Raw genomic sequence first — 24,360 nt, forward strand, 5'->3', positions numbered from 1 at the left:
GCCATCGTACGAAGGGCAATGAATGACTGAATCTCCCAACCTCGCCGAGAAGGCCCGGGGTCTCCTCCTTTGTCTGGCAATTGCCGTGGTCGCTTGGGTTTGCGGCCAGTATGCCGAGGTCGTCGGAGGGCCGGTCTTCGGCATCCTGTTTGGCATGCTCCTGGCTCAGGTGCTGCGTGGTCACGACGTCTCGGCGTTGCAGCCGGGCGTCAAGTTCACGTCAAAGTACATCCTTCAGGCTGCCGTCGTCTTCCTAGGGTTCGGGCTTAACCTCGCACAGGTTGCGAAGGTGGGAGCCACGAGCCTGCCGGTGATCGTCTCCACCATCTCGACGTCACTCGTCGTCTCCTTCGTGATGTGCCGCGCCATGCACGTGCCCGGAAAGATCGCCACGCTCATCGGCGTGGGTTCCTCCATCTGCGGCGGCTCCGCCATCGCGGCAACGGCGCCTGTGATTCGCGCAGACGACGAGGACGTTGCTCAGGCCATCTCCGTGATCTTCCTCTTCAACGTAATCGCCGCGCTCGTCTTTCCCACCCTCGGCGGCATGCTGGGTCTCACCAACGAGGGCTTTGGCCTCTTTGCGGGTACCGCCGTCAACGACACTTCCTCGGTGACGGCTGCCGCGGCCGCGTGGGATGGCATGCACCCGGGTGCCAACACGCTCGACGCCGCCACCATCGTCAAGCTCACGAGGACCCTCGCCATCATCCCGATCACGCTCGCACTTGCCGTGTGGCAGATGCGCGTCGACCGTCGCGCGGGAGGGGAGGGCAAGAGCACCTTCAGCCTGCGCCGCGCCTTCCCGACGTTCGTGGGGCTCTTCGTGCTCGCGAGCCTCGCAACCACCGTGTTTGCCCTGCCCGCGGCCGTCACCGCGCCACTGAAGACGCTCTCGAAGTTCCTCATCGTGATGGCCATGAGCGCAATCGGCCTCAACACCGACATCGTCAAGCTCGTGCGAACGGGTGGCAAGCCCATCGCGCTGGGAGCCTGCTGTTGGGTCGCCATCGCCTGCGTGAGCTTGGGTATGCAGTACGTCATCGGCATCTGGTAAGAAAGACGCGCCGTCACGTTTGTGGCGGCGCGTTCTGGTTTGGCTTGCCATGCGCTTCGCGCGACTAAATGCGGGGTACCCTCCCTCCAGGCGGCGCCCCGCGTGCGGGCGGTTCTCTATTCCTGGACCTTCAGCGCCTCGGAGAGGCTAACGCGCTTGATGGAGTGCGTGTGCAGGAGCGCCACGACGAGGTAGGTCACGAACCCGATTCCCACGCACGCCGCGATGGACCACCATGGCACGTAGATCTCGATGTTGCCGTTGTAGGCGAGCAGCATCGAGCGGAAGATCGCGATGAGCGAGCCGATGATTACGGGCTGAGACAGCAGCAACGCCGCAATGACGCACAGCGTGATCGAGCGGATGTAGAGGTGAGAGATTTCGCCGTCTCGATAGCCAAATACCTTCATGTAGCTGATGGAGCGCGCGCTTCGGTCGATGACGGCCTTGGTTAGCAGGTACATGAAGAGGAGGAAGATGAAGACGGAGAGGCCGACCATCATACTGATCAGGTCGCTCATCATGCCGATGAACTGGTCGCCTACGGCGCGCATGTCGTCCGGCGTGGTGTCGCCGGCGAAGTAACGCGAGTCGAGGTCGAGCTCCTCGTCGCTTACATAGCCGTTGAAGTACGAGGGGTCATTGCCAAAGAGGCTGTTGAAGTCGTCGATGCTCATGTAGGCGTTCATGTCAGACTTGAAGCCCCACGAGTTGCCGTCGTAGTCGAATGCGTAGCCCTTTCCCTCGAACTTGTCGGTGAGGTTGACCTGCTGGCCCTCCTTCCAGCCAAACTTGTCGACGAGGCCCCCGCCGAATACGACGCGTCCGCTGCCAACGCCCAGGTCCTTCCAGTAACGAGAGTCCGGGGAGACGCCGTAGATGGTTACGGTCTCCACGCCATTGCCCTCGCCGCGGTCATATTGCAGCTGGTAGACAGCGTACTTCTCGGCCTGGGCGATCTTCTCGGCACCATTGTCCGTGGTGTTGACGGGGTGGATGTCGTCGTTGTCGGTATCGATGTTGGAGGCGTCATCGATGAGGTCAATCACCTCGTCGCGGTCGCAGCCGAGGGATTCCGCGATGTCGTCGAAGCGCGCGTAGAGGGCATCCTTCTTGTCCTGCGCTTCCTCGAGCGCGTCGCTGGCTGCCTGCATGCTCGCGGCGCTGGGCGATGCCATGGCGGCGTTGGCCGCCTCCTGGGCCGCGTCCGCCGCATCGTCGAGCTCGTCCTCCGCATTCTCGGCGGCGGTGAGGAGTGTGCCGTCGACGGACTGGAGGCGATCGAGTGCTGCCCACTGTTCGCGCTCCTCGGCCGTGCCTTCGAGCTCGAGCGGGGCCTTAAACGTGTACTGGTGCGCGGCCACGAGACTTGTCTCGAGGTTGTCCGCGTAGTGCGTCATCGTGGGGAGGATCGCCAGGCCAAAGAGCAGAAGCAGAGAGGCGAATGCGACGCCCACGAAGAGCGTGGCGAAGTTGCCGAGGTTGCGCAGGAACACGCGCAAGCGGAAGCGCGAGACAAAGCCCATGCGCTCCGGCAGTTGCAGCCCACGCTTGGTGCCGGCCTTGCCGCTTGCTTCGTGGCGGAGGAACTGCAGGGGCGTCTTTCCTATCTTTCGGAGAAGGCCCACGAGGGTGATGAGGATGAGCGCGGCGGCGGGGACCACGGCGCACTTGACGAAGATCTCCCAGCTCCAGTAGACGTGGAAGGGCGGCAGGCTGTAGGAGCCGTAGTAGAGGTTTCGCATGGGCTCGGTGAAGACGGTCACGCCGAGCGCGCAGCCCAGAAGCGAGGCGAGGATGCCTACCACGGCGGGGAGTGCCAGGTAGTGCAGCACGATCTCGCGCTTGCGATAGCCACTGGCAAGGAGCGTCCCGATGATGGCACTCTCCTCCTCGATGGTAGCGTCGGTGAGGACCACGAAGACGAAGGCCATGATCACGATGATGATGTCGAGGAGCGTCGTCCACATCATGGAGTCGCCGTCCACGTCGTCGCGCGCGTAGCCGATGCCCTGGTTGGAGTCCGCGTCGATGAGGTCGTCCACGCGCGCGTCGGCGTCCGTGAGGGCATCGACCATGTCCTCCTCGGCATCGGTGCGGTCTGCGACGGAAAGGTCTCGGTCGTTGAAGGCGAAGGAGTACGTGTAGGTGGGCGCGCCGCCGGCGTCCGCGAGTGCGGAGAAGCCGGCGTCAGTGACCTCGGCAACGCCAAAGGTGATGGTGTTGACTGTGAAGTCAGAGTTGTTGAGGAAGAGCGCCTGGCTATCGGGCTGGGTCATGATGCCCGTGATGGTGTAGGTGCGGCCGCAGAGATCGAGCGTATCGCCCACGGCGAGTTCGTTATTCGCGGCGAAGACGCGGTCGATGGCGATCTCGTCGTCTGCCTGGGGTTCCGCGCCCTCGCAATAGGATGCGAGGTTGACTTCGGTGCGGTGCACGTAGGTGCGGAGCGTCCGCTTGGTGCCGTCGTCGTCCGAGGTCTTGCGGAAGGCCGCGTCGATGGAGAAGTCCTTGTAGAACGTGACGCCGCCGACGTCTTCGGCGGCGTCTTCGGCCGCCTCGAGCTGCGCGCTCGTCGCCTCGAAGGAGGTCGTCACGCGGCCGTCCTCGATGGCGTATTCGTCGCGCATGCCGTCGATGATGCACCCGATGGAGTGAGCCGCGAGCAAAAAGCCCGACGTGAGGGTAATCGAGCCCGTCATGAGGAGGAAGATGCCGAGGTACTTGCCGAGGTTGTTACGCAACTCGCGGGGGAGCCGCCTTGCCAGGGGAGTCATCGCGCGCCTACCAATCGAGCTCGGAGGCGGACACGGGGGAGGCGTTGACCTCGTCTGAGGCTAGACGGCCGTCGCGAAGGCGCAGCACACGGTCTGCCATCTTGGCAATGGCGGCGTTGTGCGTCACGATCACGAGGGTGCAGCCGTACTCGCGGTTCACGCGCTCCATGAGCTCGAGGACCTCCTTGGAGGTCTTGTAATCGAGCGCGCCCGTGGGCTCGTCGCAAAGGATGAGGCCTGGATTCTTGACGAGGGCGCGACCGATGGCGCAGCGCTGCTGCTGGCCGCCGGAGACCTGACGCGGGAACTTGTTGCGATGCTCCCAGAGGCCGAGCGAGCGCAGGAGGTCCTCCATGGGCAGCGGACTCTTGGAGAGATGTGCGGTGACCTCGATGTTCTCCCTGATCGTGAGGTCGGGCACGAGGTTATAGAACTGGAAGACGAAGCCTAGCTCGCGACGACGGTACTCGTCGAGGTCCTTGCTCGAGAGGGTCGTGAGGTCGCATCCGTCGACGGCGATGCTGCCGCCGTCTGCGTCTTCGAGGCCGCCGATGAGGTTCAGGAAGGTCGACTTGCCCGAGCCGGAGGGGCCGAGCATGACGCAAACCTCACCCTTATTGATAGTCGTGGTGATGCCGTCAAGGACTTGGACGCGGGCCTCGCCGTCGCCGTAGTGCTTCTTGAGCCCATTGACGACGAGGTAGGGGGTGTTGCCCTTCATGGGACGCTTCAATCGTTGCGCGCCAGGCTAACGGAGCGGTCAGTTGCGAGGGCAGAGTTAGCCAGGGTGAAGTTATATCGAGCAAACAATAACATGCGCGAATAGTTGGCTTTGGTTAATTTTGTGTTATGAGCAGGTATTTCTGTCAGTTAGGAGCGACGAGAGGGCTTGAGGATCGAGGGGAGGGCTAAAAAATGAGCGAAATCTATGCCCTACCCCCAGGGGGGAGGGGTATACTAGCGCCAAGTTAACCGTGGCGCACAGGTGACAAAGGGACGGTGACAAAGGGACAGTCCCTTTGTCACCTGCGGCGGAAAAGTTGACAAAGGGACTGTCCCTTTGTCAACCACGGTGCGGGAGCGGCGATTCGGCCGCTGCCACATGCGCAGGGGGTACGTATGAAGCACGAGAAGTTCGAGGTGGGAGGCATGACCTGCGCGGCATGCCAGGCCCACGTGGATAAGGCCATCCGCGGCGTTGCCGGCGTGAGCGACGTCACGGTGAACCTGCTTTCCGGCTCAATGACCGTCGACTATGACGAGGGTTCGGTCTCTGCGGAGGACATCTGCCGCGCCGTCGACCGCGCGGGATACAGCGCCGCGTCGCAGGACGCGGGGGCAAGCGCGCCGTCCGGAGCTGGTGCCGCCACGCTCGCGTCGCGCGCTGCCCTCAAGAGCCCCACGGCGAAGCTCGAGGCCACGGCCGATGCCATGAGGCGCCGCCTCGTCGTCTCGATCGTCTTCCTCGTCCCGCTCTTCTACCTGGGGATGGGGCACATGCTAGGCTGGCCCGTGCCGGCGGTCTTCGCGGACCACACGCACTCCATGACGCTCGCCCTGACGGAGCTCCTCCTGCTCATCCCCATCGTTTTCGAGAACCGCGCCTACTTCACCAACGGCTTCAAGAGCCTCTGGCACCGCGCTCCCACGATGGACGCCCTCATCGCCATCGGCGCCACGGCGAGCATCGGCTGGAGCCTCTTCGCGATGTTCGTCATGGCGGACCAGCTTGCCGCCGCGGACGTCCACGCTGCGATGATGACGGCGATGGACAACCTCTACCTCGAGAGCGCCGGCACGATCCTCACCCTCGTGACCGTGGGCAAGTACCTCGAGACGCGCAGCAAGGCCAAGACCGGCGGCGCCCTCGAGAAGCTCATCGACCTCGCCCCCAAGACGGCGCACGTGGTCGACGCGGACGGCACGGAGCGCGAGGTCGCCGCTGAGACGCTGCAGCCGGGCGACGTCATTTGCGTGCGTCCCGGCGAGTCGCTCCCCGTCGACGGCGTCGTGGTTGACGGTGCGAGCGCGGTTGACGAGAGCGCCCTCACCGGCGAGTCGATTCCCGTCGAGAAGCGTGCGGGCGACGCGGTGAGTGCGGCGACCATCAACCGCACGGGCACGTTCATGTTCCGCGCCACGCGCGTGGGCGCGGACACGAGCCTCGCCAAGATCGTGCAGCTCGTGGAGGACGCGAACGCCACCAAGCCGCCCATCGCCCGCCTCGCGGACAAGGTCGCGGGCGTGTTCGTGCCCGCGGTTATCGGTATCGCCGTTGTGACGTTCGTCGTCTGGCTAGCGCTGAGCGGCAGCGTGACGGAGGCTATCACCTCCGCCGTCGCGGTGCTCGTCATCAGCTGCCCGTGCGCGCTGGGCCTGGCCACGCCCGTTGCCATCATGGTGGGTACCGGCCGCGGCGCGGAGATGGGCATCCTGTTCAAGAGCGCCGAGGCCCTCGAGGCCCTGCGAGGGGTCGATGTGGTGGTGCTCGACAAGACCGGCACGATCACCCAGGGCAAACCCGCCGTGACCAACGTCGTGCCCGAGGAGGGAGTCTCCGAGAAGGCACTGCTCAAGCTTGCGGCGACACTTGAAGCGGGGTCGGAGCACCCGCTCGCGGAGGCCGTCATGGCGCTCGCGGAGGAGCGCGGAATCGTGCCTCGCGAGGCGAGCGACTTCGCAGCGGTCCCCGGCAAGGGCGTGACCGCCCGCGAGGGCGCGAATGTCGTCGCCGCGGGCAACGCGCGCCTCATGGCCGAGCTCGGCGTCGAGGTAGACGAGGCGCGTCTTGAGGCCTTCGCCCGCGAGGGTAAGACGCCGCTCATGTTCGCCAAGAACGGCAGGCTCGTGGGCACGATCGCCGTGGCGGACCAGGTGAAGCCCTCGAGCGCGGACGCCATCGCGGCGCTGCGCGGGCTGGGCGTGCATGCCGTCATGCTGACGGGCGACAACCTCACGACGGCGCGCGCCATTGCCCGCGGCGTGGGCCTAGGCGAGGACGAGGTCATTGCCGAGGTTCTGCCCGCGGACAAGGAGCGTCACGTTCGCGAGCTGCAGGAGGCGGGTCACACCGTCGCTATGGTGGGCGACGGCATCAACGACTCCCCGGCGCTCGCTCGCGCCGACGTGGGGCTGGCCATTGGAGCCGGTGCGGATATCGCTAAGGAGGGCGCGGACGTCGTCCTCATGCACTCGGACCTGCTCGACGTGGCGCGTGCCATCGAGCTGTCGCGTGCGGTCATCCGCAACATCAAGCAGGACCTCTTCTGGGCGCTCTGCTATAACGCTTGTGGCATCCCGCTGGCGGCGGGCGTCTTCTACCCGCTCCTGGGCTGGCAGCTCTCGCCGATGTTCGGCGCCGCCGCGATGAGCCTCTCGAGCGTCTGCGTGGTCACCAACGCCCTCCGCCTCACGCGCTTCAAGACGAGGGGCTGAAAAGTTGACAAAGGGACTGTCCCTTTGTCAACTTCTAAAACGAGAGAGAGGAACGAACATGAGCTACACCGTGAAGACTAAGGGAATTATGTGCGGCCACTGCGAGGCCAAGGTTGAGAGTGCCCTGCTCAAGGTTGCTGGCGTGACCGATGCCGAGGCGGATCACGAGACCAACGTGGTCAAGGTCGAGTGCTCCGACGGCGTCACCGCCGATGCCGTGAGGGCCGCGATCGAAGGCGCGAGCGACACCTACGAGGTGCTCGAGGTCTCGGAGGACTAGCCGCTCGCATGCATCCGCCGCGTGATGCGTGCGCCAAGCGTCCCGCTCCGGTGGCGTGGCGCGGGCGAGGCCGCAGGTTGCCCTCCGCCGCGCCGCTGACATGCCCCACACGAAAGGAGCCTGCCATGGTGGCAGACGAGAAGACGGTCCTGAACCTCCTCAAGACCGCGCGAGGCCAGCTCGATGCGGTGATCCGCATGGTGGAGGAAGACCGCTACTGTATCGACATCTCAAACCAGCTCATGGCCATCGAGAGCCTGGTCGCCAAGACCAACGCCACCGTGCTCAAGGCGCACATCGCAGGATGCGTCAGGAGTGCCTGTCACTGTGGCGCCGATGCCGAGCGTGACGAGAAGCTCGCCGAGATTGAGGACGTCATCGATAAGCTGTCGAGGTAGGGGCGTCGGCCGTCGACGGGGCCCGAGCGTCGTGGCCACCGCCGCCGCGGGCCCGCCATGCATCGACAGCCGCCCGGACCCGCCGCGCCGGCGTGCGCCCGGGCCCGTCCCTCGGCATCTACCGTCCAAAAGCGAAAGGGCGCCCCGCGTGATGCGGGACGACCTTCTCGTCTTGGTGCCGGATGCCGGGTTTGGCCGAGTCAGAGTCTTGCCTGGCGCTCCGTGGGAAGTGTTACCTGACGATGCCGCCAACGATCATCGTGACGATTGAGACGACGATGGCGCCGAAGAACGCCGCGCCGAAGCCGTCGATGACGATGCCTGCGTGCGTGATGTTGCGCGAGAGGAAGCTCGCGAGCTCAAGCATGAGCGCGTTGATGACGAGCGCGAACAGGCCAAGGCTGAGGATGGTGAACGGCAGGCCGATGATTTTGAGCACCGGCTTGATGCTGGCGTTCACGATGGCGAGGAACAGCGCTGTGAAGAGGGGGCCCGCATAGGCGCCGCCCACGACGGTGATGCCGGGGGTGAGCCAGATGGCCGCGCCCACGGCGATGGCGCTGACGAGCCAGGTTGCGATGAAGTCCATACGTACCTCCTTGGATGACGGGGGTAGTGTACCCGGCCGCCGCGCGCCGCCTTGGGACCGGGTTCTGAAAAACGTTTGATATCAAGGTCTCTCCATGAGTGCCTTAAACGCTTTAATGCGATAAAGTAGATGGCAGCCGTTGAGTCGCGGCGTGCGAAGCGCTGTTGGGGAGTTCGCGGAGGGCCCGCGCAAGGCACCCTCCGGCTTGGTTGGGAGGAATGTCACATGGATGCCACCGAGATCATGGCGACGGAGCCCGCCCAGGAGCTCCTCTCGGTCTTAGCCGAGCTTTCCACGCCCGAGGAGGTCGAGGCCTTCCTGCTCGACCTGTGCACCCTGAAGGAAATCGCCGACCTATCCCAGCGCCTCGAGGTCGCGAGGTTGCTCGACTCCGGTGAGTCCTACCTCTCCGTCCAGCAGCGCACGGGCGCCTCATCGACGACGGTCAGCCGCGTCTCGAAGTGCCTGAATGGTCCTGCTGGCGGCTATCGGGCCGTTCTCGCCCGCGAGGGGGAGTAGCCCGGCGTTCGCCGCTTGCGGCGCTGTGACCTGGCGGCTCCATCCCCCGTCCACATTGCCTTGGCCATGGGGGATAAGAAACCCTATCATAGGTATGCAGAAAGGTGGGCAACCTGCCTCTACGCGCCGCGCGCCGCGGGACAACCCTCCTGACATGTAGCCTACGAAGGGACACACCCTTGAATTTCCGTCGGACCATCGCTCGCGCGACCGCAGGCCTCGTCCTCGGCGCGACTGTTCTCACCGGCCTCCCCACCATCGCCCTCGCCGACACCCCGGCGGAGCTCCAGGCGAAGCTCGACCAGGCCAACTCCCACCTCAGCGGCCTCTATGATGAGGCTTCCTGCGTGAGCGAGGAGGTCAACAAGACCCAGGAGGACCTCGACGCCACCAACGCAGAGATCGAGCAGAAGACCGCCGAGCTCGCGCAGGCCCAGGACACTCTCTCCCGCCGCGTCGCCTCCAACTACAAGACCGGCGGCGTCTCGCTCGTTTCCATCCTGTTCGACTCCACGAGCTTCGAGGACATGGTCAACCGCATCACCTACGCGAGCAAGGTGAGCGACTCTGACACCCAGATCATCCAGCAGGTCAAGGACATCCAGTCCGATCTCGACCAGAAGCGCACCGAGCAGCAGCAGCTCCTCGATGACCTCAAGGCCCAGCAGGCCGAGCTCGATGCCAAGGTCACCGAGGCCCAGAACTATGTGAGCTCCCTCGACCAGCAGGTCCAGGACGCCCTCGAGGCCGAGCGCGCCGCCGCCGCTGCCGCCGCCGAGGCTGCCCAGAGGGATGCCGAGCGCAATGCCGAGAACAACGGCGGCAACTACGTGCCCAACACCGGTAACCAGAACGCCAACAACAACAGCAATAACAACACCAACAACGGTGGCTCCAACTCCGGATCCGGCTCCGCGAGCGGCAGCCTCTCCGCCTCGCAGCGCAACGCCATCGTCTCCGCCGCGTGGAGCAAGGTCGGCTGCAGCTATGTCTACGGTGCTACTGGTCCGAACGCCTATGACTGTTCTGGCTTCGTGCAGTACTGCTACGCCCAGGCCGGCATCTCGCTGCCGCGTACCTCGTACGCCCAGGGTGCTTGTGGCACCACCACGTCCAACCCCCAGGCCGGCGACATCGTCTGCTGGGGCGGCCACGTGGGCATCTACATCGGCGGTGGCATGATGATCGACGCCGGCAACCCCAGTGTCGGCGTGAGCTATCGCTCGGTCTACGGCAGCCCCTGGTACCAGACGCTGTAGCGAGCTGGACCCGAGGGCTCGGGGCAAAATGTGTACCGCAAGGGGCGTCGACGCAAGTCGATGCCCCTTTGTCATGTCTTTGGCGTCAAAAGCCAGCCCGGAGGCAATTGCTGGAGAGAGATGGTCAAAATACCCATCTTGGCGTACGCCTCTTTGGTTCCGGGAGGCGTTTGGGGTCGTGAATCGCGTGTATAAGGTGCTCTGAAGGGTGCTTCTGGAGCCCTTTGGATTATCGCTGAACAAATCGCTCTCATTTGCCAAATGCTGCAACTAATCTACCTGCGGTTTCGCATCTTGGCAAAAACGAGGGGCGTCCAGGAGTATCGCAGGGAATTCGAAAGGCGTACGCCAAGATGGTGTTTTTGACCAACCTTTGAGACCTACGCCCGTCAATTGCGTCTCGAAGACGCCCGGTTTTGGGCCTGCTTAATCCGCGACCGAGAACCTATGCACTGCGAGCTGAATTCTATACATGTTTGAACGAGCTTGGGTGCCACTGGGCATGGTTAGCCGCCGGGCATGGATGCCACCGGGAAAAGCAGATTACGAGCGTGGCTGACCATGGGTGCCACCGGGAAAAGCCGACCAGGTAAAAGAAACGGGACCCCGTGGGGTCCCGTTGGCCGTTCGTGTGTGTGGGATTGAGTCGTCTCGGGGGCGTTTGGATGCGGTTAACGGGGCGGTTGCAAGGGACAGCGCCTGCGGCTGTGGCGAGTCGCTTGCGGAGAGCGCGCCCGTGACCACACCCGGGTCACTTGCAGGAGGTGTCGCCGCGGGTGAACGCCGCGCCTGCCCGACCCTACTTGCAGAGGCCCGCGCCAAGCGCCTCGAGCGCGTCGAGGGCGCCGTCCGTGTCGTCAACGATGTCAGACAGGTGCTTGCTGTCGAGGAATCCGCTGATGAGGGCGCCTAGTTCCTGCCACACGGGGAGCGTAGGGCAGGTCTTGGTGCGAGGGCAGATCGTGCCGTTCGAGCAGTCGAGGCAGGAGACGGGCGCCAGAGAGCTGCCCTCTGCCACGCGGATGATCTCTCCCAGCGTGTAATCCTCGGGCTTACGGGCGAGACGGTAGCCGCCGCCCTTGCCACGCTGGCTCACGACGAACTTCGCCTTGTGCAGCGACGCCATGACCTGCTCGAGGTACTTGCGAGAGATGCCCTGGCGTCGCGATATGTCGCCGAGGGAGACCCATCCGGCCTCGCCCTGCGCGGCGGCGAGGTCTGCCATGACGCGGAGGGCGTAACGGCCCTTGGTGGAGATTCCGGAAGCCATGGCTACTCCTCGTCTCCGTGCGCATCGGCGGAGAGGGGGTTGCCGTGCTCGTCCGTGCCGTCCTCGGTGGAGGCTGCCTCGCCGAGCTTATCGGGGTGGCCGAGCATCTCGTCGAGCGTGCGCCAGGCGAGCTCGGCGCACTTCACGCGCGCGGGCATGTGGGAGATGCTCTCGAGTTCGGCGGCCTCGTCAAGCTCTTCGAGGACGGAGGCGTCCGTCTCCTCGCCGCGGATCATGCGGCCGAAGAGGTGGCAGAGCTCGCGCGCGTGCTCGGGCGTCTCGCCAACCATGAGGTCACTCATCATGTCGGCAGAGCCCTGGGAGACGGCGCAGCCGCTGCCCGTCCAGGAGACCTCGGCGATGGTGCCGTCGTCGCCGAGGCGGACGTCGAGGACGAGGTCGTCACCGCAGCTGGGGTTGACGCCCTCGTGGCTGTAGGTGGCGTCCTCCATCTTGTACTTGTAGTCAGGGTTGCTCACGTGGTCCATGAGCGCGCGGCTGTAGACGTTAGCCATTGAAGACCCCCCAGACGAAGTCGAGGCCCTCGACGAGGCGGTCGACGTCTGTCTTGTCGTTGTAGAAGCCCACGGAGGCGCGGCAGCAGCTCTCGATGCCCATCCAGGTGAGGAGGGGCTGAGCGCAGTGATGGCCGGCGCGGATGGCGATGTTCTTGGTGTCGAGCAGGCTCGAGACGTCGTGCGGGTGGATGCCGTCGACCATGAAGGAGACCGCGCCGATGTGGGCGCGCGGGTCATCCGGACCGACGATCTTGATGTAGGGGAGAGCCTGGAGCTTCTCGCACAGGTAGGCGACAAGCTCGCGCTCGCGTTCCTCGAGCTCGGTGCGACCGTGCTCGAGGATGTAGTCGATGGCGATGCCAGTAGCATAGATGCCCGCGGCGTCCTGGGTGCCGGCCTCGAACTTCTCCGGGATGGGCGCCCAGACGGCACCGTCCTCGGTCACGGAGTCGATCATCTCGCCGCCGGTGAGGAACGGCGGGAGGGACTCGAGCAGCTCGCGGTGGGCCCAGAGACCGCCGATGCCCATCGGGCCACCGAGCTTGTGGGCGGAGAAGGCGAAGGCGTCGACGCCGAGCTCCTTCACGTCGACGAGGACGTGCGGCAGCGATTGGGCACCGTCTGCGATGACGATGGCCCCCTGGGCGTGGCCGGCGTCCGCGATGGCGCGGATGGGGTTCTCGACGCCCAGCACGTTGGAGACGTGCGTGACGGAGACGATCTTGGTCTTCGGGCCGATCTTGGCGGCGATCTCCTCGGGGCCGATGACGCCCTGGTCGTCCGGGCGCAGGAAGACGAGCTTGGCGCCGGAGGCGCGGCAGACCTGCTGCCAGGGAATGAGGTTGGAGTGGTGCTCCATGATGGAGATGCAGACCTCGTCGCCCTCGTGCAGGACGGTGGGGCCGAGGGTCTTGGCGATGAGGTTGAGCGACTCGCTGGCGTTGCGAGTGAAGATGACCTCCGCTGGGTCATCGGCGCCCACGAAGGCCGCGATCTTGGCGCGGGCCTGGTCAATGGCCGCCGTCGCGTCGACGGAGAGCTTGTAGAGGCCGCGGAGCGGGTTGGCGTTCATCGTCTCGTAGAAGCTGCGCTCGGCGTCGAGCACGGCAGCCGGACGCTGCGCGGTGGCGGCGGAGTCAAGGAACGTGAGCTCGGGATTGTTCGCGAGCAGGGGGAAGTCCGCCTTGAAGGGGCTCGCCTGGATGTCGGTCACGTTTGCCATGGTTAGGCCTCCTCGATCATATCACGAATCTCTGCCGCTGTCTGGCTGCCGAGCGCGCGCTCGGCCCAAGAGATGACGGCTGCAGGAGCGTCGCCGGGAAGGGTGATCGCGGCGTCGTCGACGATGGCGCGGCGGAAGAGACCCTCCGCCTCGTCCTCGGTAAGGCCGCGGTCGCTCAGGTAGGCGAGCTGTTCGGGGCTCACGGTGCCGATGGCGGCGCCGTGGGAGCCCTCGACATCGTCCTCGTCGCACAGGATGGTGGGGAGCGTCTTGTTTACGACGTCGTCGCCGCAGACGAGGACGGTCTCCTGCTCGGAGGCCTTGGCTCCCTTGCAGCCGTTGACGAGGTCGATCGTGGCGCGCAGGGCCTTCTTGGCGTCATCCGAGAGGACGCCTGTCATGTCGAGGTTCGCGCGCGCCTTGACGCCCCTCACGGGAACGGTGTAGGCGAGGTCGAGCTTCTCTCCCGCGCCTGCGAGGTAGCGAAGCGAGAGGTCGAGGCGGGAACGGTCTCCGGCAAGGTCGATCGTGGAGCCGAGGGCCGTGGTCGCGGCGCCGATCACGTACTGGCGGACGGCGACCTCCGCGCGGTCATCGGCGACGATGCCGAGGCTGTCGAGATACTGCTCGCCCGCGGTGGCGGCGACGAGGAGCGTCACGTGGACGTGGCTGCCCTGTTCCGCGTGGATGCGAAGGACGTGACCGCTCGTGACGGGGGCGTCGTCCTCGCGGGCGGCAGCCTCGTTGTCCTCGGCGTGGGCGCGCTCGTCGCGGGCCTTGGGCGCGGCACCGAGGCCGTCTGCGGCTACGACGTCTACGAACGCCTCGGCGCCGGGGCGCACGAAGACGCTCGTCTGCGCGACGCTGCCGGGCGAGGTGTCGACCTTGACGGAGATGCGCTCGCCGGTGGTGTCGGCGGGCACGACGATGGTGCGACGGTCGGTCGCGGAGGCGTCGAGCCACTGGGTCGCCTCGGCGCCTGCACCGCAGGTGATGCGGCGGGCGGAGGCGGGAACCTCGGCCATGGGGTCTGCGGCGGGCGGCTCGGGAACGACGAGGGTGGTGTCGTTCGTCTTGAGCCAGTTCCAGGTCTGGGCGGGCGTGAGGCCAACGCCGGTGAGGGTGTGCGCCATCTAACCAATCGCCCCTTCCATCTCGAGCTTGATAAGGTTGTTCATCTCGACGGCGTACTCGAGCGGCAGCTCCTTCGAGACTGGGTCGGCAAAGCCGTTGACGACCATCGTGCGAGCCTCCTGCTCGGAGCAGCCGCGGCTCATGAGGTACATGATCGTGTCGTCAGAGATGCGGCCAATCGTGGCCTCGTGGCCGACGCTTGCGGAGGCGCAGCGGACGTCCATCGCGGGGATGGTGTCAGAGCGGCTGATGTCGTCGAGCATGAGCGAGCTGCAGCTTACGGAGGCGCGGGCGCGCTCGGCCTTCTTCGTCACCACGACGGAGCTGCGGAAGGTCGAGATGCCGCCGCCCTTTGAGAGCGACTTGGTGTCGACCGAGGCGCGCGTGTCGGGCGCGGCGAGGGTCACCTTGCAGCCCGTGTCGAGGTTCTGCGTGGCGCCGGCGAACGTGATGCCGGTGAACTCGCAGCTCGCACGCGGGCCTACGAGCAGCGAGCTGGGGTAGAGGTAGGAGACGTGGCTGCCGAACGAGCCGGAGACCCACTCGACCTTGCCGTCCTCCTCCACGCGTACGCGCTTCGTGTTGAGGTTGTACATGTTCTTGGACCAGTTCTCGATTGTGGAGTAGCGCAGGCGCGCGCCCTTGCCCACGAAGAGCTCCACGGCACCTGCGTGGAGGTTGGCCACGTTGTACTTGGGCGCGGAGCAACCCTCAATAAAGTGCAGGTCAGCGCCGGGCTCGACGATGATGAGGGTGTGCTCGAACTGGCCGGCTCCCGCGGCGTTCAGGCGGAAGTAGCTCTGGAGCGGGAAGTCGAGCTTCACGCCGGCGGGCACGTAGACGAACGAGCCGCCGCTCCAGACGGCATAGTGGAGCGCCGCGAACTTGTGGTCCGTCATGGGGATGAGGGTACCGAAGTGCTCGCGGATCATGTCCTCGTAGCCGGAGTGCATGGCGTCCTCCACCGTGGTGTAGACCACGCCGGACTTTGCCACCTCGTCCTTCATGTTGTGATAGACGATCTCCGAGTCATACTGGGCGCCCACGCCGGCGAGGCTCGTGCGCTCCGCCTCGGGGATGCCGAGGCGCTCGAAGGTGTCCTTGATGTCGTCCGGGACCTCGTCCCAGGAGTCGGCCTGCTTGGAGCCGCTCGCGACGTAGGTGGAGATGGTGCTCATGTCGAGGCCGCCGATGGCCGGACCCCAGTTCTTGGGCATCTCCATGCGCTCGTAGGTCTCGAGGGCCTTGAGGCGCATCTGGAGCATCCACTCGGGCTCGTCCTTCTTGCGGCTGATCTCCTCGACGATGTCGCCGGAGAGGCCGTCGGCGAAGCGCTCGTAGCCGGCCTCGGGCTTCACGAAGTCATACATGCTGCGGTCGACGTCGGCGACCTCGGCGCGCTTGCGCTCGGGGGCGGCCCCGGGAACGGAACCGGACTCGGTGACGTCGACGGGGGCCACGGGGGCCTTGTCCTCGGTCAACATGCGCTACGCCTCCGCCTGCTCGACGGCGGCCTCTTTGGCCTCGTAGCTCTCGAAGCCGTTGGCGTCGATCTGGGCGATGAGGTCCGGGCCGCCCTCGGCGACGAGGTGGCCCTTCACCATGACGTGGGTGCGGTCGACCTCGACGCGCTCGAGGATGCGCGTATTGTGCGTGATGATGAGGAGGGCGCCGTCGCACTGCTCGCGGTAGGCGGTGATGCCGCGCGAGACGACGGAGAGGGCGTCGACGTCGAGGCCGGAGTCCGTCTCGTCGAGGATGGCGAGCTTGGGCTGCAGGAGCAGCAGCTGGAGCATCTCGACCTTCTTCTTCTCGCCACCGGAGAAGCCCACGTTGAGCTCGCGGGTGAGGTAGGAGGAGTCCATGTCGAGCTCGTCACAGAGCTCGCCGACGCGGCGGCGGAACTGCTTGGCCGTCATCTTGAGCTCGGGGCGCTTCTGGCAGATGGTGCGCAGGAAGCTGTACAGGGGTACGCCCGGAATCTCGACCGGTGCCTGGTAGGAGAGGAAGAGGCCTGCGAGCGAGCGCTTGTTGGGCGAGAGGTCCGTGATGTCCTCTCCGGCGAACTCGATTGTGCCGGAGGTAGTGCGGTAAGTGGGGTCGCCCATGATGACGTGGCCGAGGGTCGACTTGCCGGCGCCGTTCGGTCCCATGAGGACGTGGCACTCGCCGGCGTTAACCGCGAGGTCAACGCCATGGAGGATGGGCTTGTCGTCCGCGCTCGCGCTCACGCCACGGATGTTAAGGAGGTGTTCCATTTGATTTCCTAACCTTGCCTGTCAAAACAGCCTCAGAGATAATACCCCATAGAAAGTGGGATTAGCACCTATTCGCCTGAAAATACCGGCGATGTGGAGGGTTATCTTTGAAAACGAGGCTGCGGCATCTTCGAAGAGGGGGCTCTGCTTCTCCGGAATGTGATCGCCGCGCTTCCTGACGCGGGCCCCACGCGCGTGGTGCCGTCACGTGCGTGGTGCCGCCACATTTCCGAGATGGGACTATTGCATGGATAGATGGACCAAGTTTGGTAAGGCGATCGGCTCGCACATGTCGTTCATCGCACCTACGTGCGTGATTCTTGGCGTGCTGTTTCCCGAGGTGTTTGGCCTGGCCAAGCCTGCGGTCCCCGCGATGTTCGCGCTCCTGACGTTCCAGGGGTCTCTGAACAACGACTTCAAGAGCGTGGCCGTGCAGTTCCGCCACCCCAAGGACGTGCTGTGCATCCTTGGGGTGAGCATGATCGCGATGCCCGTCGTGGCGCATCTCATTGCGAGCGTGCTATTCAGCGGAAACCCCAACCTCGTGACTGGCGTCACGCTCGAGTATTGCGTGCCCGTGGGTGTGGTGTGCTTCATGTGGTGCGGCATGTATGAAGGCGACCTCTCGCTGGCGCTTGCGTCGATCCTTGTCTCCACCGTGCTCTCGCCCGTGAGCATTCCCTTCACGCTCAAGCTGCTGCTGGGGGCGGACGTTCAGGTTGACGTGCCGCAGATGATGAGCAACATGGCGTTCATGATCGCGTTGCCTGCCATCGCCGGCATGCTCGTGAACAACGTGACCTACGGCTGGGGTCACGAAAAGCTGTCACCCGCCCTGTCACCCGCCGTGAAGGTGCTGCTCATGATCATCATCGCGAGCAACTCCTCACAGATGAGCGACCAGGTGCGTCACCTCACGCCGGAACTCGTGGAGGTCGCGGCCTTCATCCTCGTCTTCGCTGCGTGCGGCTTCGCGCTGGGCATCGCCCTGGCGCTGGTGCGCAAGAGGCCCACTTCGAGGATCGTGACCTCGTGCTTCTGCGTGGGCATCCGCAACATCTCCGCCGGCGCCGTGATCGCGGCGCAGTTCTTCCCGGGCGAGGTCGTCTTCCCGGTCATGATGGGCACCCTCTTCCAGCAAGCCCTCGCCGGCATCTACGGCTCCCTCATGGAGCGCAAGCTCCTCAAAAGTTGACAAAGGGACAGTCCCTTTGTCAACTTTCCGCCAATGCGCGCAGCCTGAAACCTGCAAAAGGGACTGTCCCTTTTGCAGGTTTTTCGTAGCAGGTTAGAGGCTGTCTCTCCATAATGCGAGCACAAAATGTATCGAAATACGTGGTCAAGTCATACCGTTCACGGATGAGTGACTACCGTTTGCCGTTCGCGTAAAAATAAGTACCGCTCGCAAAGTTCTCGACCATAGAGATTCGCTTGCAACAATTCGCGCCTATTGTGCACTCGACAAGGCACGCCGCGAACCCCGGGAGGGGGCTTCCGCCGCCCACGACGCGCAAGAATCCAAAGAGGGAGAAACCATGGTCTTCGACTTCACTGGCAAGACCGCGATCGTGACTGGTGGCACCCAGGGCATCGGCTACGAGATCGCGAAGGGCATCGTAGAGGGCGGCGGCCACGTCGTCCTGATCGCCCGCAGCAAGGACAAGGGCGAGGCCGCCGTCGCCAAGCTCGGCGAGGGCAACTACTTCTATCAGCTCGACGTTTCCGACACGCCCAAGGCCCGCGAGACCGTCGAGAAGATCTTCGCCGAGGTACCGGGCGTCAACACGCTCATCAACTGCGCCGGCGTCATCTCCACCAAGAAGTTCGACGAGATCGACGACGCTGAGTGGACTCGTACGATCAACATCAACCTCAACGGCGTCTTCACGATGATGTCCGCGGTCTACCCGCACTTCAAGGCCGCTCACGCCGGCACCATCGTCAACGTCTCCTCCGTCGCCGGCAAGATTGGCGGCGGCCTTCTCGGCACCGCGGCCTATGCCAGCTCCAAGGCCGGCGTCAACGGTCTCACCAAGGCGGTTGCCAAGGAGGGCGGCAAGTTCGGCATCCGCTGCAACGCCGTCTGCCCGTCGCTCACCCTCACCGACATGACCTCGATCCTCTCTGACGAGAACTCCCAGCGCATCATCGCCGGCATTCCTCTGGGCCGCGCCGCCCAGGCCGGCGAGCCCGCGCAGATGGTCTTGTTCTTCGCCTCTGACGCCGCGAGCTTCGTCAACGGCGAGATCGGCGACTGCGACGGCGGCATCGTCCTCGACGGGTAATTCCCGCAGCGCGCGCGATTGCGTCCGTAAAGCGCGCGGTGCCGGATAGCTCCCGGCCCGCGCGCTCCTTTTTTCTCGAGTTTCGAAAGCGAGTTTTTCCAATGAGTGATTCCACTGCTGTGGTGGAGGAGAAGAAGCCCTTCTTCAAGATGTCCTCCATCCCCGGCGCCACGATCCTGGTGCCGCTTCTGTTGGGCTGCCTGCTCAACACGCTGTTCCCCGAGATGTTCAAGACGCTCGGCAGCTTCACGCTGGGCATGACGCAGAATGGCGTCAGCCCGCTCGTTGGCGCGTTCCTCCTCATCGTGGGTACCACGATCTCGTTCAAGAGCGCTCCCGCCGCCGCCGCTCGCGGTGCGATCATCATCATCGCCAAGCAGGTCGTCGTCATTGCCGTGGCACTGATCGTCCTGTTCACGGGCAACAACTTCCTCGGCCTGTCCGCGATGGTCATCCTTGCGGCCTGCACCGGCGCCAACAACGCTATGTACGCCGGCCTGATGGGTTCGATGGGCAACGAGGCCGAGCGCGGCGCCGTCGCCATCACGACGCTCGTCGTGGGCCCGCCTGTCACGATGATCGTTCTGGGCGCCGCCGGCCAGGCTTCCATCGGCTGGTCCCTCGTGGGCGCCATCCTGCCTATCGTCGTGGGCATCATCCTCGGCAACGTCTTCCCGAGCTTCAAGAAGATGATGGCTCCCGCACTGACCGGCGTCATCGTCCTGACGTTCTTCGCCATGGGCAGCACCATGACGTTTGGCCAGCTCGTCGCTGGTGGCCTGCCTGGCATCCTGCTCGGCGTCCTGTGCTCCGTCGTCTTCGCCATCCCCGCAGTCTTCATCGACCGCCTGACGGGCGGCACCGGTGTCGCCGGCGCCGCGATCTCGAGCTGCGCTGGCGCCAACGTCGCCACGCCTGCCGCCATGGCCGCGACCGACGAGGCCCTCTATGGCGGAGACGTCCTTGCCGTTGCCACCGCCCAGGTCGCTGCGTGCGCCATCGTGACCGCCATCCTGACGCCGATTGTCACCAGCTGGTGCTACAAGCACTTCAATGCCGAGAAGGCCGAGAAGGCCGCCGACGCCGGTGCAGCCGCGTAAGGTTGCCGCCGCGTTAGGGTAGCGCCGCGTAAGGGCAACGCTCGCTTTTAGTGCGCGCGAATCGAGAGGCCGCCGTATCCCCAGGGATGCGGCGGCCTCTCTCGTCTCGCGGCTCGACGTGGGCGGCTTGCGTGCGGTGGGACCCGCGCGGCTCGCGGCAGTCGCGCTGTGCGGGCCGCGGCTGCCGGCAAAAGTTGACAAAGGGACTGTCCCTTTGTCAACTTTCCGCCAATGCGCGCGACCTGAAACCTGAAAAAGGGACTGTCCCTTTTGCAGGTTTTCAGCCCCCGCGGGGCGGGCGTTGTCAATCCCCGAACATGGCGTGGGAGAGGGATGAAGCGTGCCGACGGTCGAAAGGGTGTCCGGAACGTGCGCTATCCTCAGAGTCGTGAAATCTTGGCGAGAGACTATGCGGCGACGGTGCCTCCGCGGGCCGTCGCAGAGGGAGCGAAATGGCGTTCGTACATCTCCATAACCACACCGACTACTCGATGCTCGACGGTGCCACGCGCGTCTCCGCGATGGTGAAGCGTGCGGTCGACCTCAAGATGCCCGCCGTCGCCATCACGGATCACGGCTATATGTATGGCGTGCCTGACCTCGACCTCGAGTGTGCCAAGTACAACCACCAGCAGGCGGATTGGCAGCAGTGGTTCCATGACAAGGAGAACTACGCAAAGGGCCGCGAGATCGTGGAGCCTGACGCGGAGAAGGAGCCTGAGGCGTACGCGCAGTGGCAGATCGACGTCGCCGCGCACGAGGCCGGCCGTGATCTCGACGAGGTGAAGCCGCGCCCGCTCGTGAAGCCCATCTTTGGCTGTGAGGCCTACTTCACGCCGGATGACTCCCTCTCGCGCGACCACAAGCCCGAGCTCTACCACATGATCCTGCTCGCCAAGAACCAGACCGGCTACGTCAACCTCATGCAGATGATGAGCGACGCGGCCGTTCGCGGCTTCTACTACAAGCCCCGCACGACGCTCGAGATGCTTCGTGCCCACTCCGAGGGCATCATCGCCACGGCGGCGTGCGTCTCCGGCATCATCCCGCGCTCCATCTTGCGCGGCCAGCCGGACGAGGCCCTCAAGTGGGCCCGCACCTTCAAGGAGATCTTCGCCCCCGGCGACTTTTACATCGAGATTCAGGACCACGGCCTTACCTTCGAGAACGGCATGACGGACCATCAGCTCGACGAGCAGCTCGTGGAGCTGGCCCGCTCGCTCGACCTCAAGGTCATCGCCACGAACGACTTCCACTACCTCACGCGCGAGGACGCCCCCACGCAGGACCTCATGATGTGCATCGGCATGAACTCGAAGATCGATGACGAGAACCGCATGCGCATGGAGGGCAGCGAGTTCTACATGAAGAGCGAGGAGGAGATGCGCACCCTCTTCTCCTGGTGCCCGGATGCCTGCGAGAACACCCTCGAGCTGGCGGAGAAGTGCAACGTCGAGCTCGACTGGGACCAGATCATCCTCCCGCGCTTCCCGCTGCTCGATCCGGGCGAGACTCACGAGAGCCAGTTCCGTCGCGAGTGCGAGAAGGGCCTGCGCCAGCACTACGGCGACGACTGGGCCACGCGCGAGATCAATGGCGTAAACATCAAGGAGCGCTTCGAGTACGAGTACAAGGTCATCTGCGATAAGGGCTTCGCCGCGTACTTCCTGATTGTGGCGGAGTACGTGCAGTGGGCCAAGGACAACGGCATCGGCGTCGGTCCGGGCCGTGGCTCGGCGGCGGGAGCCATCGTCGCCTACGCCATGAACATCACGGCGTTCGACCCACTCGAGAACGGCCTGATGTTCGAGAGGTTCCTCTCCCCGCAGCGTACCGAGATGCCCGATATCGATATGGACTTCGACGATGAGCGTCGCCTCGAGGTCGTCGAGCACGTACGTCAGCTCTACGGTCCCGAGAAGGTCACGCACGTCATCACCTACTCCACCATCAAGGCCAAGCAGGCCGTCAACGACGCCGCGCGCGTCCTCGACTTCCCGGTCTACATGGGCCAGCGCCTCTCCAAGATGATCAGCGCCGCGCCCAACGCCACACTCAAGGCAACGATGAACAAGGTCGAGGGCCGCGAGGACCAGTACTCGCAGGACTTCGTCGACGCCTACAACTCTGATCCGGACGCCCATCGCATTATCGACGCGGCGCTGTCGCTCGAGGGCATGATCCGCGGCGAGGGCGTGCACGCGTGCGCGGTCCTCATCTGCCGTGACCCCGTCAACGAGCACTGCCCCACGAAGCTCGACACCAAGGGTGGCGTCGAGATCACCCAGTACGAGGGCCACACCGTCGCGGACATGGGCCTGCTTAAGATGGACTTCCTGGGCCTGCGCACGCTCACGGTTATCTCGAAGGCCAAGGCGAACATCAAGGCCAACTACGGCATCGACATCAACGAGGCGGAGATTCCCTTCGATGACCCGAAGATCTTCGAGCTCATGGGATCGGGCCACACGGCGGGCGTCTTCCAGGTCGAGTCCTCGGGCATGACGGCCACCATCAAGAACATGAAGCCCACCGAGTACAAGCACGTGGTGGCACTTATCGCCCTGTACCGCCCGGGCCCCCTTGGCGCCGGCATGGTCTCGTCCTACATCAACCGCATGAACGGCAAGGAGCCCGCGGTCTCCTATGATCCGCGCCTCGATGACATCCTCGGCGAGACCTACGGCACCATGGTCTACCAGGAGCAGGTCATGCTCATCTCCGTCGAGATGTGCGGCTTCTCCAAGGGCGAGTCTGACTCCCGCATCCGTAAGCCCGTGGCCAAGAAGAAGATCAAGCTTCTGACCTCGACCATCCTTCACTGGGAGGATGGCTCGGACGAGACGACGTATGACCACTGGATGAACGGTGCGGTCAAGAACGGCTACAAGCGCGAGGTCGCCCAGCGCATCTGGGACGACGTTCTCGAGTTCGCGTCCTACGCGTTCAACAAGTCGCACTCCGCGGGCTACGCCATCCTCGTCATGCAGACGGCCTGGCTCAAGGCGCACTATCCCAACGAGTACATGGCCGCAGTTCTCACTAGCTACACGGGCAAGACGGATAAGATCGTCCACTACGTCTCCGCGTGTCGCCACGACGGCATCCAGGTGCTGCCGCCTGACATCAACGAGTCTGGTAAGGAGTTCACGGCCACGAAGGAGGGCGTGCGCTTCGGCCTCGCCGGCATCCGTGGCGTGGGCGAGGGCGTCGCGGATCTCATCATCGAGGAGCGAGAGCGCGGCGGTAACTTCAAGAACCTACATGACCTGGTGGACCGCGTGGACACCGGCACGTGCAACCGTCGCGTCATCGAAGCCCTCATCAAGGGCGGCGCCTTCGACTCGACGGGATACCCGCGCCGCCAGCTCATGGAGTTCGTCGACAAGAACAACCCGGCAAACATCATCGACGCCGCGACGAAGCGCCAGAAGGACCGCGCCGCTGGTCAGAGCTCGATGTTCGACCTGTTTGGCGACGTCGAGGGAGCCGGTTTCGAGGACGAGGCCCCCGAGCCGAGCCCCGTCGAGTGGGACCGTACGCTCAAGCTCGCGCAGGAGCGCGAAGTTCTCGGCCTCTACATTTCTGACCACCCGCTGCGCCCGTATGAGTACGCGCTTTCCAAGGCGCGCGACTACACGTTGGGCGAGGTGCTGAACGGCTACGAGAAGACCAGCGTCACGGGCGAGGTGCGCCATGTGGACGTCGGTGGCGAGAAGCCCTTCTGGGTTGCTGGCATGGTGTCGGGCATGCAGAAGCGCACGACGAAGAACGGCGACCCGATGGCCATCGTCCAGCTCGAGGACATGGAGAATGAGCTTGACGTCGTGGTGTTCCCCAAGGCGTACAAGAAGAGCGCCGCGGTCCTCGCTGGCCAGACCGACGAGCAGACGGGCGAGCAGACGGGTGACGTGTTCGTGCGCGTCCTCGGTCGCATTGACCGCAGCGATCGCGGCGACCAGTTCTTGGCGACGGCCATCGAGCCGCTCGAGCTGTCGGAGAAGACCAACAAGCCCAAGGTGCTCGAGATCATGCTCGAGCCGAGTGCGCTGTCGCGTAGCATGCTCGAGCAGCTGCAGAAGGTTCTCAGCCTGCACCAGGGCTTTGACCGCGTCGAGCTGTTCGTCGTGAGCGAGTCGGGTGACCGCCTCCGTATGGAGGTGCCGTGCCGGGTCGATGCCAAGAACGTCATGCTCATGGCGCGCGTCCAGGACCTCCTGAGGGACAAGGGGACCGCGACGGTCTCGTAGGCAAACGGC

Annotated in this window: 19 protein-coding genes; 10 read left to right on the forward strand and 9 right to left on the reverse strand. The window is 64.7% G+C overall.

Annotated elements, in window-relative coordinates:
• The first annotated feature begins 22 nt into the window (after nt 1-22).
• Nucleotides 23-1,057, forward strand: coding sequence for a YeiH family protein (locus ACTQ1Z_RS01480; protein ID WP_441858206.1), 1,035 nt, complete (start codon nt 23-25; stop codon nt 1,055-1,057).
• Nucleotides 1,058-1,173: 116 nt separating this feature from the next.
• Here the strand turns inward: ACTQ1Z_RS01480 and ACTQ1Z_RS01485 are convergent, their stop codons facing one another.
• The gene (locus ACTQ1Z_RS01485) at nt 1,174-3,801 is read right to left on the reverse strand and encodes an ABC transporter permease (protein ID WP_441858208.1); all 2,628 of its coding nucleotides are present in this window, start codon (nt 3,799-3,801) and stop codon (nt 1,174-1,176) included.
• Nucleotides 3,802-3,841: 40 nt separating this feature from the next.
• Entirely contained in the window at nt 3,842-4,555 is a 714-nt protein-coding gene (locus ACTQ1Z_RS01490) for an ABC transporter ATP-binding protein (protein ID WP_441858210.1), read from the reverse strand.
• A 398-nt stretch (nt 4,556-4,953) separates the two neighbouring features.
• Between ACTQ1Z_RS01490 and ACTQ1Z_RS01495 the strand changes: the two genes are divergently transcribed.
• The 3 genes from ACTQ1Z_RS01495 (at nt 4,954) to ACTQ1Z_RS01505 (ending at nt 7,947) form a co-directional block, all read left to right on the forward strand.
• On the forward strand, nt 4,954-7,269 hold the full coding sequence (locus ACTQ1Z_RS01495; RefSeq protein ID WP_441858212.1) for a heavy metal translocating P-type ATPase: 2,316 nt from the start codon (nt 4,954-4,956) through the stop codon (nt 7,267-7,269).
• Between the two features lie 58 nt (nt 7,270-7,327).
• Nucleotides 7,328-7,549, forward strand: a complete 222-nt coding sequence (locus ACTQ1Z_RS01500; RefSeq protein ID WP_293834811.1) for a heavy-metal-associated domain-containing protein — start codon at nt 7,328-7,330, stop codon at nt 7,547-7,549.
• A 125-nt stretch (nt 7,550-7,674) separates the two neighbouring features.
• A complete protein-coding gene (locus ACTQ1Z_RS01505) occupies nt 7,675-7,947 on the forward strand; it encodes a metal-sensing transcriptional repressor (RefSeq protein WP_320679180.1) in 273 nt (90 codons plus the stop codon).
• A 232-nt stretch (nt 7,948-8,179) separates the two neighbouring features.
• On the opposite strand, the gene ACTQ1Z_RS01510 is transcribed toward ACTQ1Z_RS01505, so the two are convergent.
• Nucleotides 8,180-8,536, reverse strand: coding sequence for a phage holin family protein (locus ACTQ1Z_RS01510; protein ID WP_293815801.1), 357 nt, complete (start codon nt 8,534-8,536; stop codon nt 8,180-8,182).
• A gap of 243 nt (nt 8,537-8,779) precedes the next feature.
• Between ACTQ1Z_RS01510 and ACTQ1Z_RS01515 the strand changes: the two genes are divergently transcribed.
• Complete coding sequence (locus ACTQ1Z_RS01515; protein WP_293815842.1) at nt 8,780-9,055, forward strand: YerC/YecD family TrpR-related protein; 276 nt, start codon at nt 8,780-8,782, stop codon at nt 9,053-9,055.
• Nucleotides 9,056-9,234: 179 nt separating this feature from the next.
• Complete coding sequence (locus ACTQ1Z_RS01520) at nt 9,235-10,314, forward strand: C40 family peptidase (RefSeq protein WP_320679182.1); 1,080 nt, start codon at nt 9,235-9,237, stop codon at nt 10,312-10,314.
• Nucleotides 10,315-11,113: 799 nt separating this feature from the next.
• Here ACTQ1Z_RS01520 and ACTQ1Z_RS01525 read toward each other — a convergent pair.
• From ACTQ1Z_RS01525 to sufC, 6 genes are all read right to left on the reverse strand, one after another.
• Nucleotides 11,114-11,584, reverse strand: coding sequence for an RrF2 family transcriptional regulator (locus ACTQ1Z_RS01525; RefSeq protein WP_293815805.1), 471 nt, complete (start codon nt 11,582-11,584; stop codon nt 11,114-11,116).
• Nucleotides 11,585-11,586: 2 nt separating this feature from the next.
• Nucleotides 11,587-12,099, reverse strand: a complete 513-nt coding sequence (gene sufU, locus ACTQ1Z_RS01530; protein WP_441858216.1) for a Fe-S cluster assembly sulfur transfer protein SufU — start codon at nt 12,097-12,099, stop codon at nt 11,587-11,589.
• Nucleotides 12,092-13,324, reverse strand: a complete 1,233-nt coding sequence (locus tag ACTQ1Z_RS01535; protein ID WP_441858218.1) for an aminotransferase class V-fold PLP-dependent enzyme — start codon at nt 13,322-13,324, stop codon at nt 12,092-12,094. Before ACTQ1Z_RS01535 ends, sufU begins: the two co-directional genes overlap by 8 nt.
• 2 nt (nt 13,325-13,326) lie before the next feature.
• Nucleotides 13,327-14,457 (reverse strand): SufB/SufD family protein, encoded by a 1,131-nt coding sequence (locus ACTQ1Z_RS01540; RefSeq protein WP_441858220.1) that lies wholly within the window; start codon nt 14,455-14,457, stop codon nt 13,327-13,329.
• On the reverse strand, nt 14,458-15,828 hold the full coding sequence (gene sufB / locus ACTQ1Z_RS01545; protein WP_317285955.1) for a Fe-S cluster assembly protein SufB: 1,371 nt from the start codon (nt 15,826-15,828) through the stop codon (nt 14,458-14,460).
• A gap of 117 nt (nt 15,829-15,945) precedes the next feature.
• Nucleotides 15,946-16,716 carry a Fe-S cluster assembly ATPase SufC gene (gene sufC / locus ACTQ1Z_RS01550; RefSeq protein ID WP_320680377.1) on the reverse strand — a complete coding sequence of 257 codons (771 nt, stop codon included), beginning with the start codon at nt 16,714-16,716 and terminating at the stop codon, nt 15,946-15,948.
• Between the two features lie 247 nt (nt 16,717-16,963).
• Between sufC and ACTQ1Z_RS01555 the strand changes: the two genes are divergently transcribed.
• The 4 genes from ACTQ1Z_RS01555 to dnaE all read left to right on the forward strand — a co-directional run bounded on the left by ACTQ1Z_RS01555 (nt 16,964) and on the right by dnaE (nt 24,351).
• Nucleotides 16,964-17,911, forward strand: coding sequence for a bile acid:sodium symporter family protein (locus ACTQ1Z_RS01555; protein ID WP_441858222.1), 948 nt, complete (start codon nt 16,964-16,966; stop codon nt 17,909-17,911).
• Nucleotides 17,912-18,251: 340 nt separating this feature from the next.
• Entirely contained in the window at nt 18,252-19,001 is a 750-nt protein-coding gene (locus tag ACTQ1Z_RS01560) for an SDR family NAD(P)-dependent oxidoreductase (RefSeq protein WP_441858224.1), read from the forward strand.
• A gap of 101 nt (nt 19,002-19,102) precedes the next feature.
• Nucleotides 19,103-20,101, forward strand: coding sequence for a 2-keto-3-deoxygluconate permease (locus ACTQ1Z_RS01565; RefSeq protein ID WP_343005486.1), 999 nt, complete (start codon nt 19,103-19,105; stop codon nt 20,099-20,101).
• A gap of 452 nt (nt 20,102-20,553) precedes the next feature.
• Nucleotides 20,554-24,351, forward strand: a complete 3,798-nt coding sequence (gene dnaE, locus ACTQ1Z_RS01570; RefSeq protein ID WP_441858226.1) for a DNA polymerase III subunit alpha — start codon at nt 20,554-20,556, stop codon at nt 24,349-24,351.
• Nucleotides 24,352-24,360: the final 9 nt, after the last annotated feature.

Origin of the sequence: Parolsenella sp. LCP21S3_E11 (genome assembly GCF_052118165.1) — a bacterium.
GTDB lineage: Bacteria > Actinomycetota > Coriobacteriia > Coriobacteriales > Atopobiaceae > Parolsenella.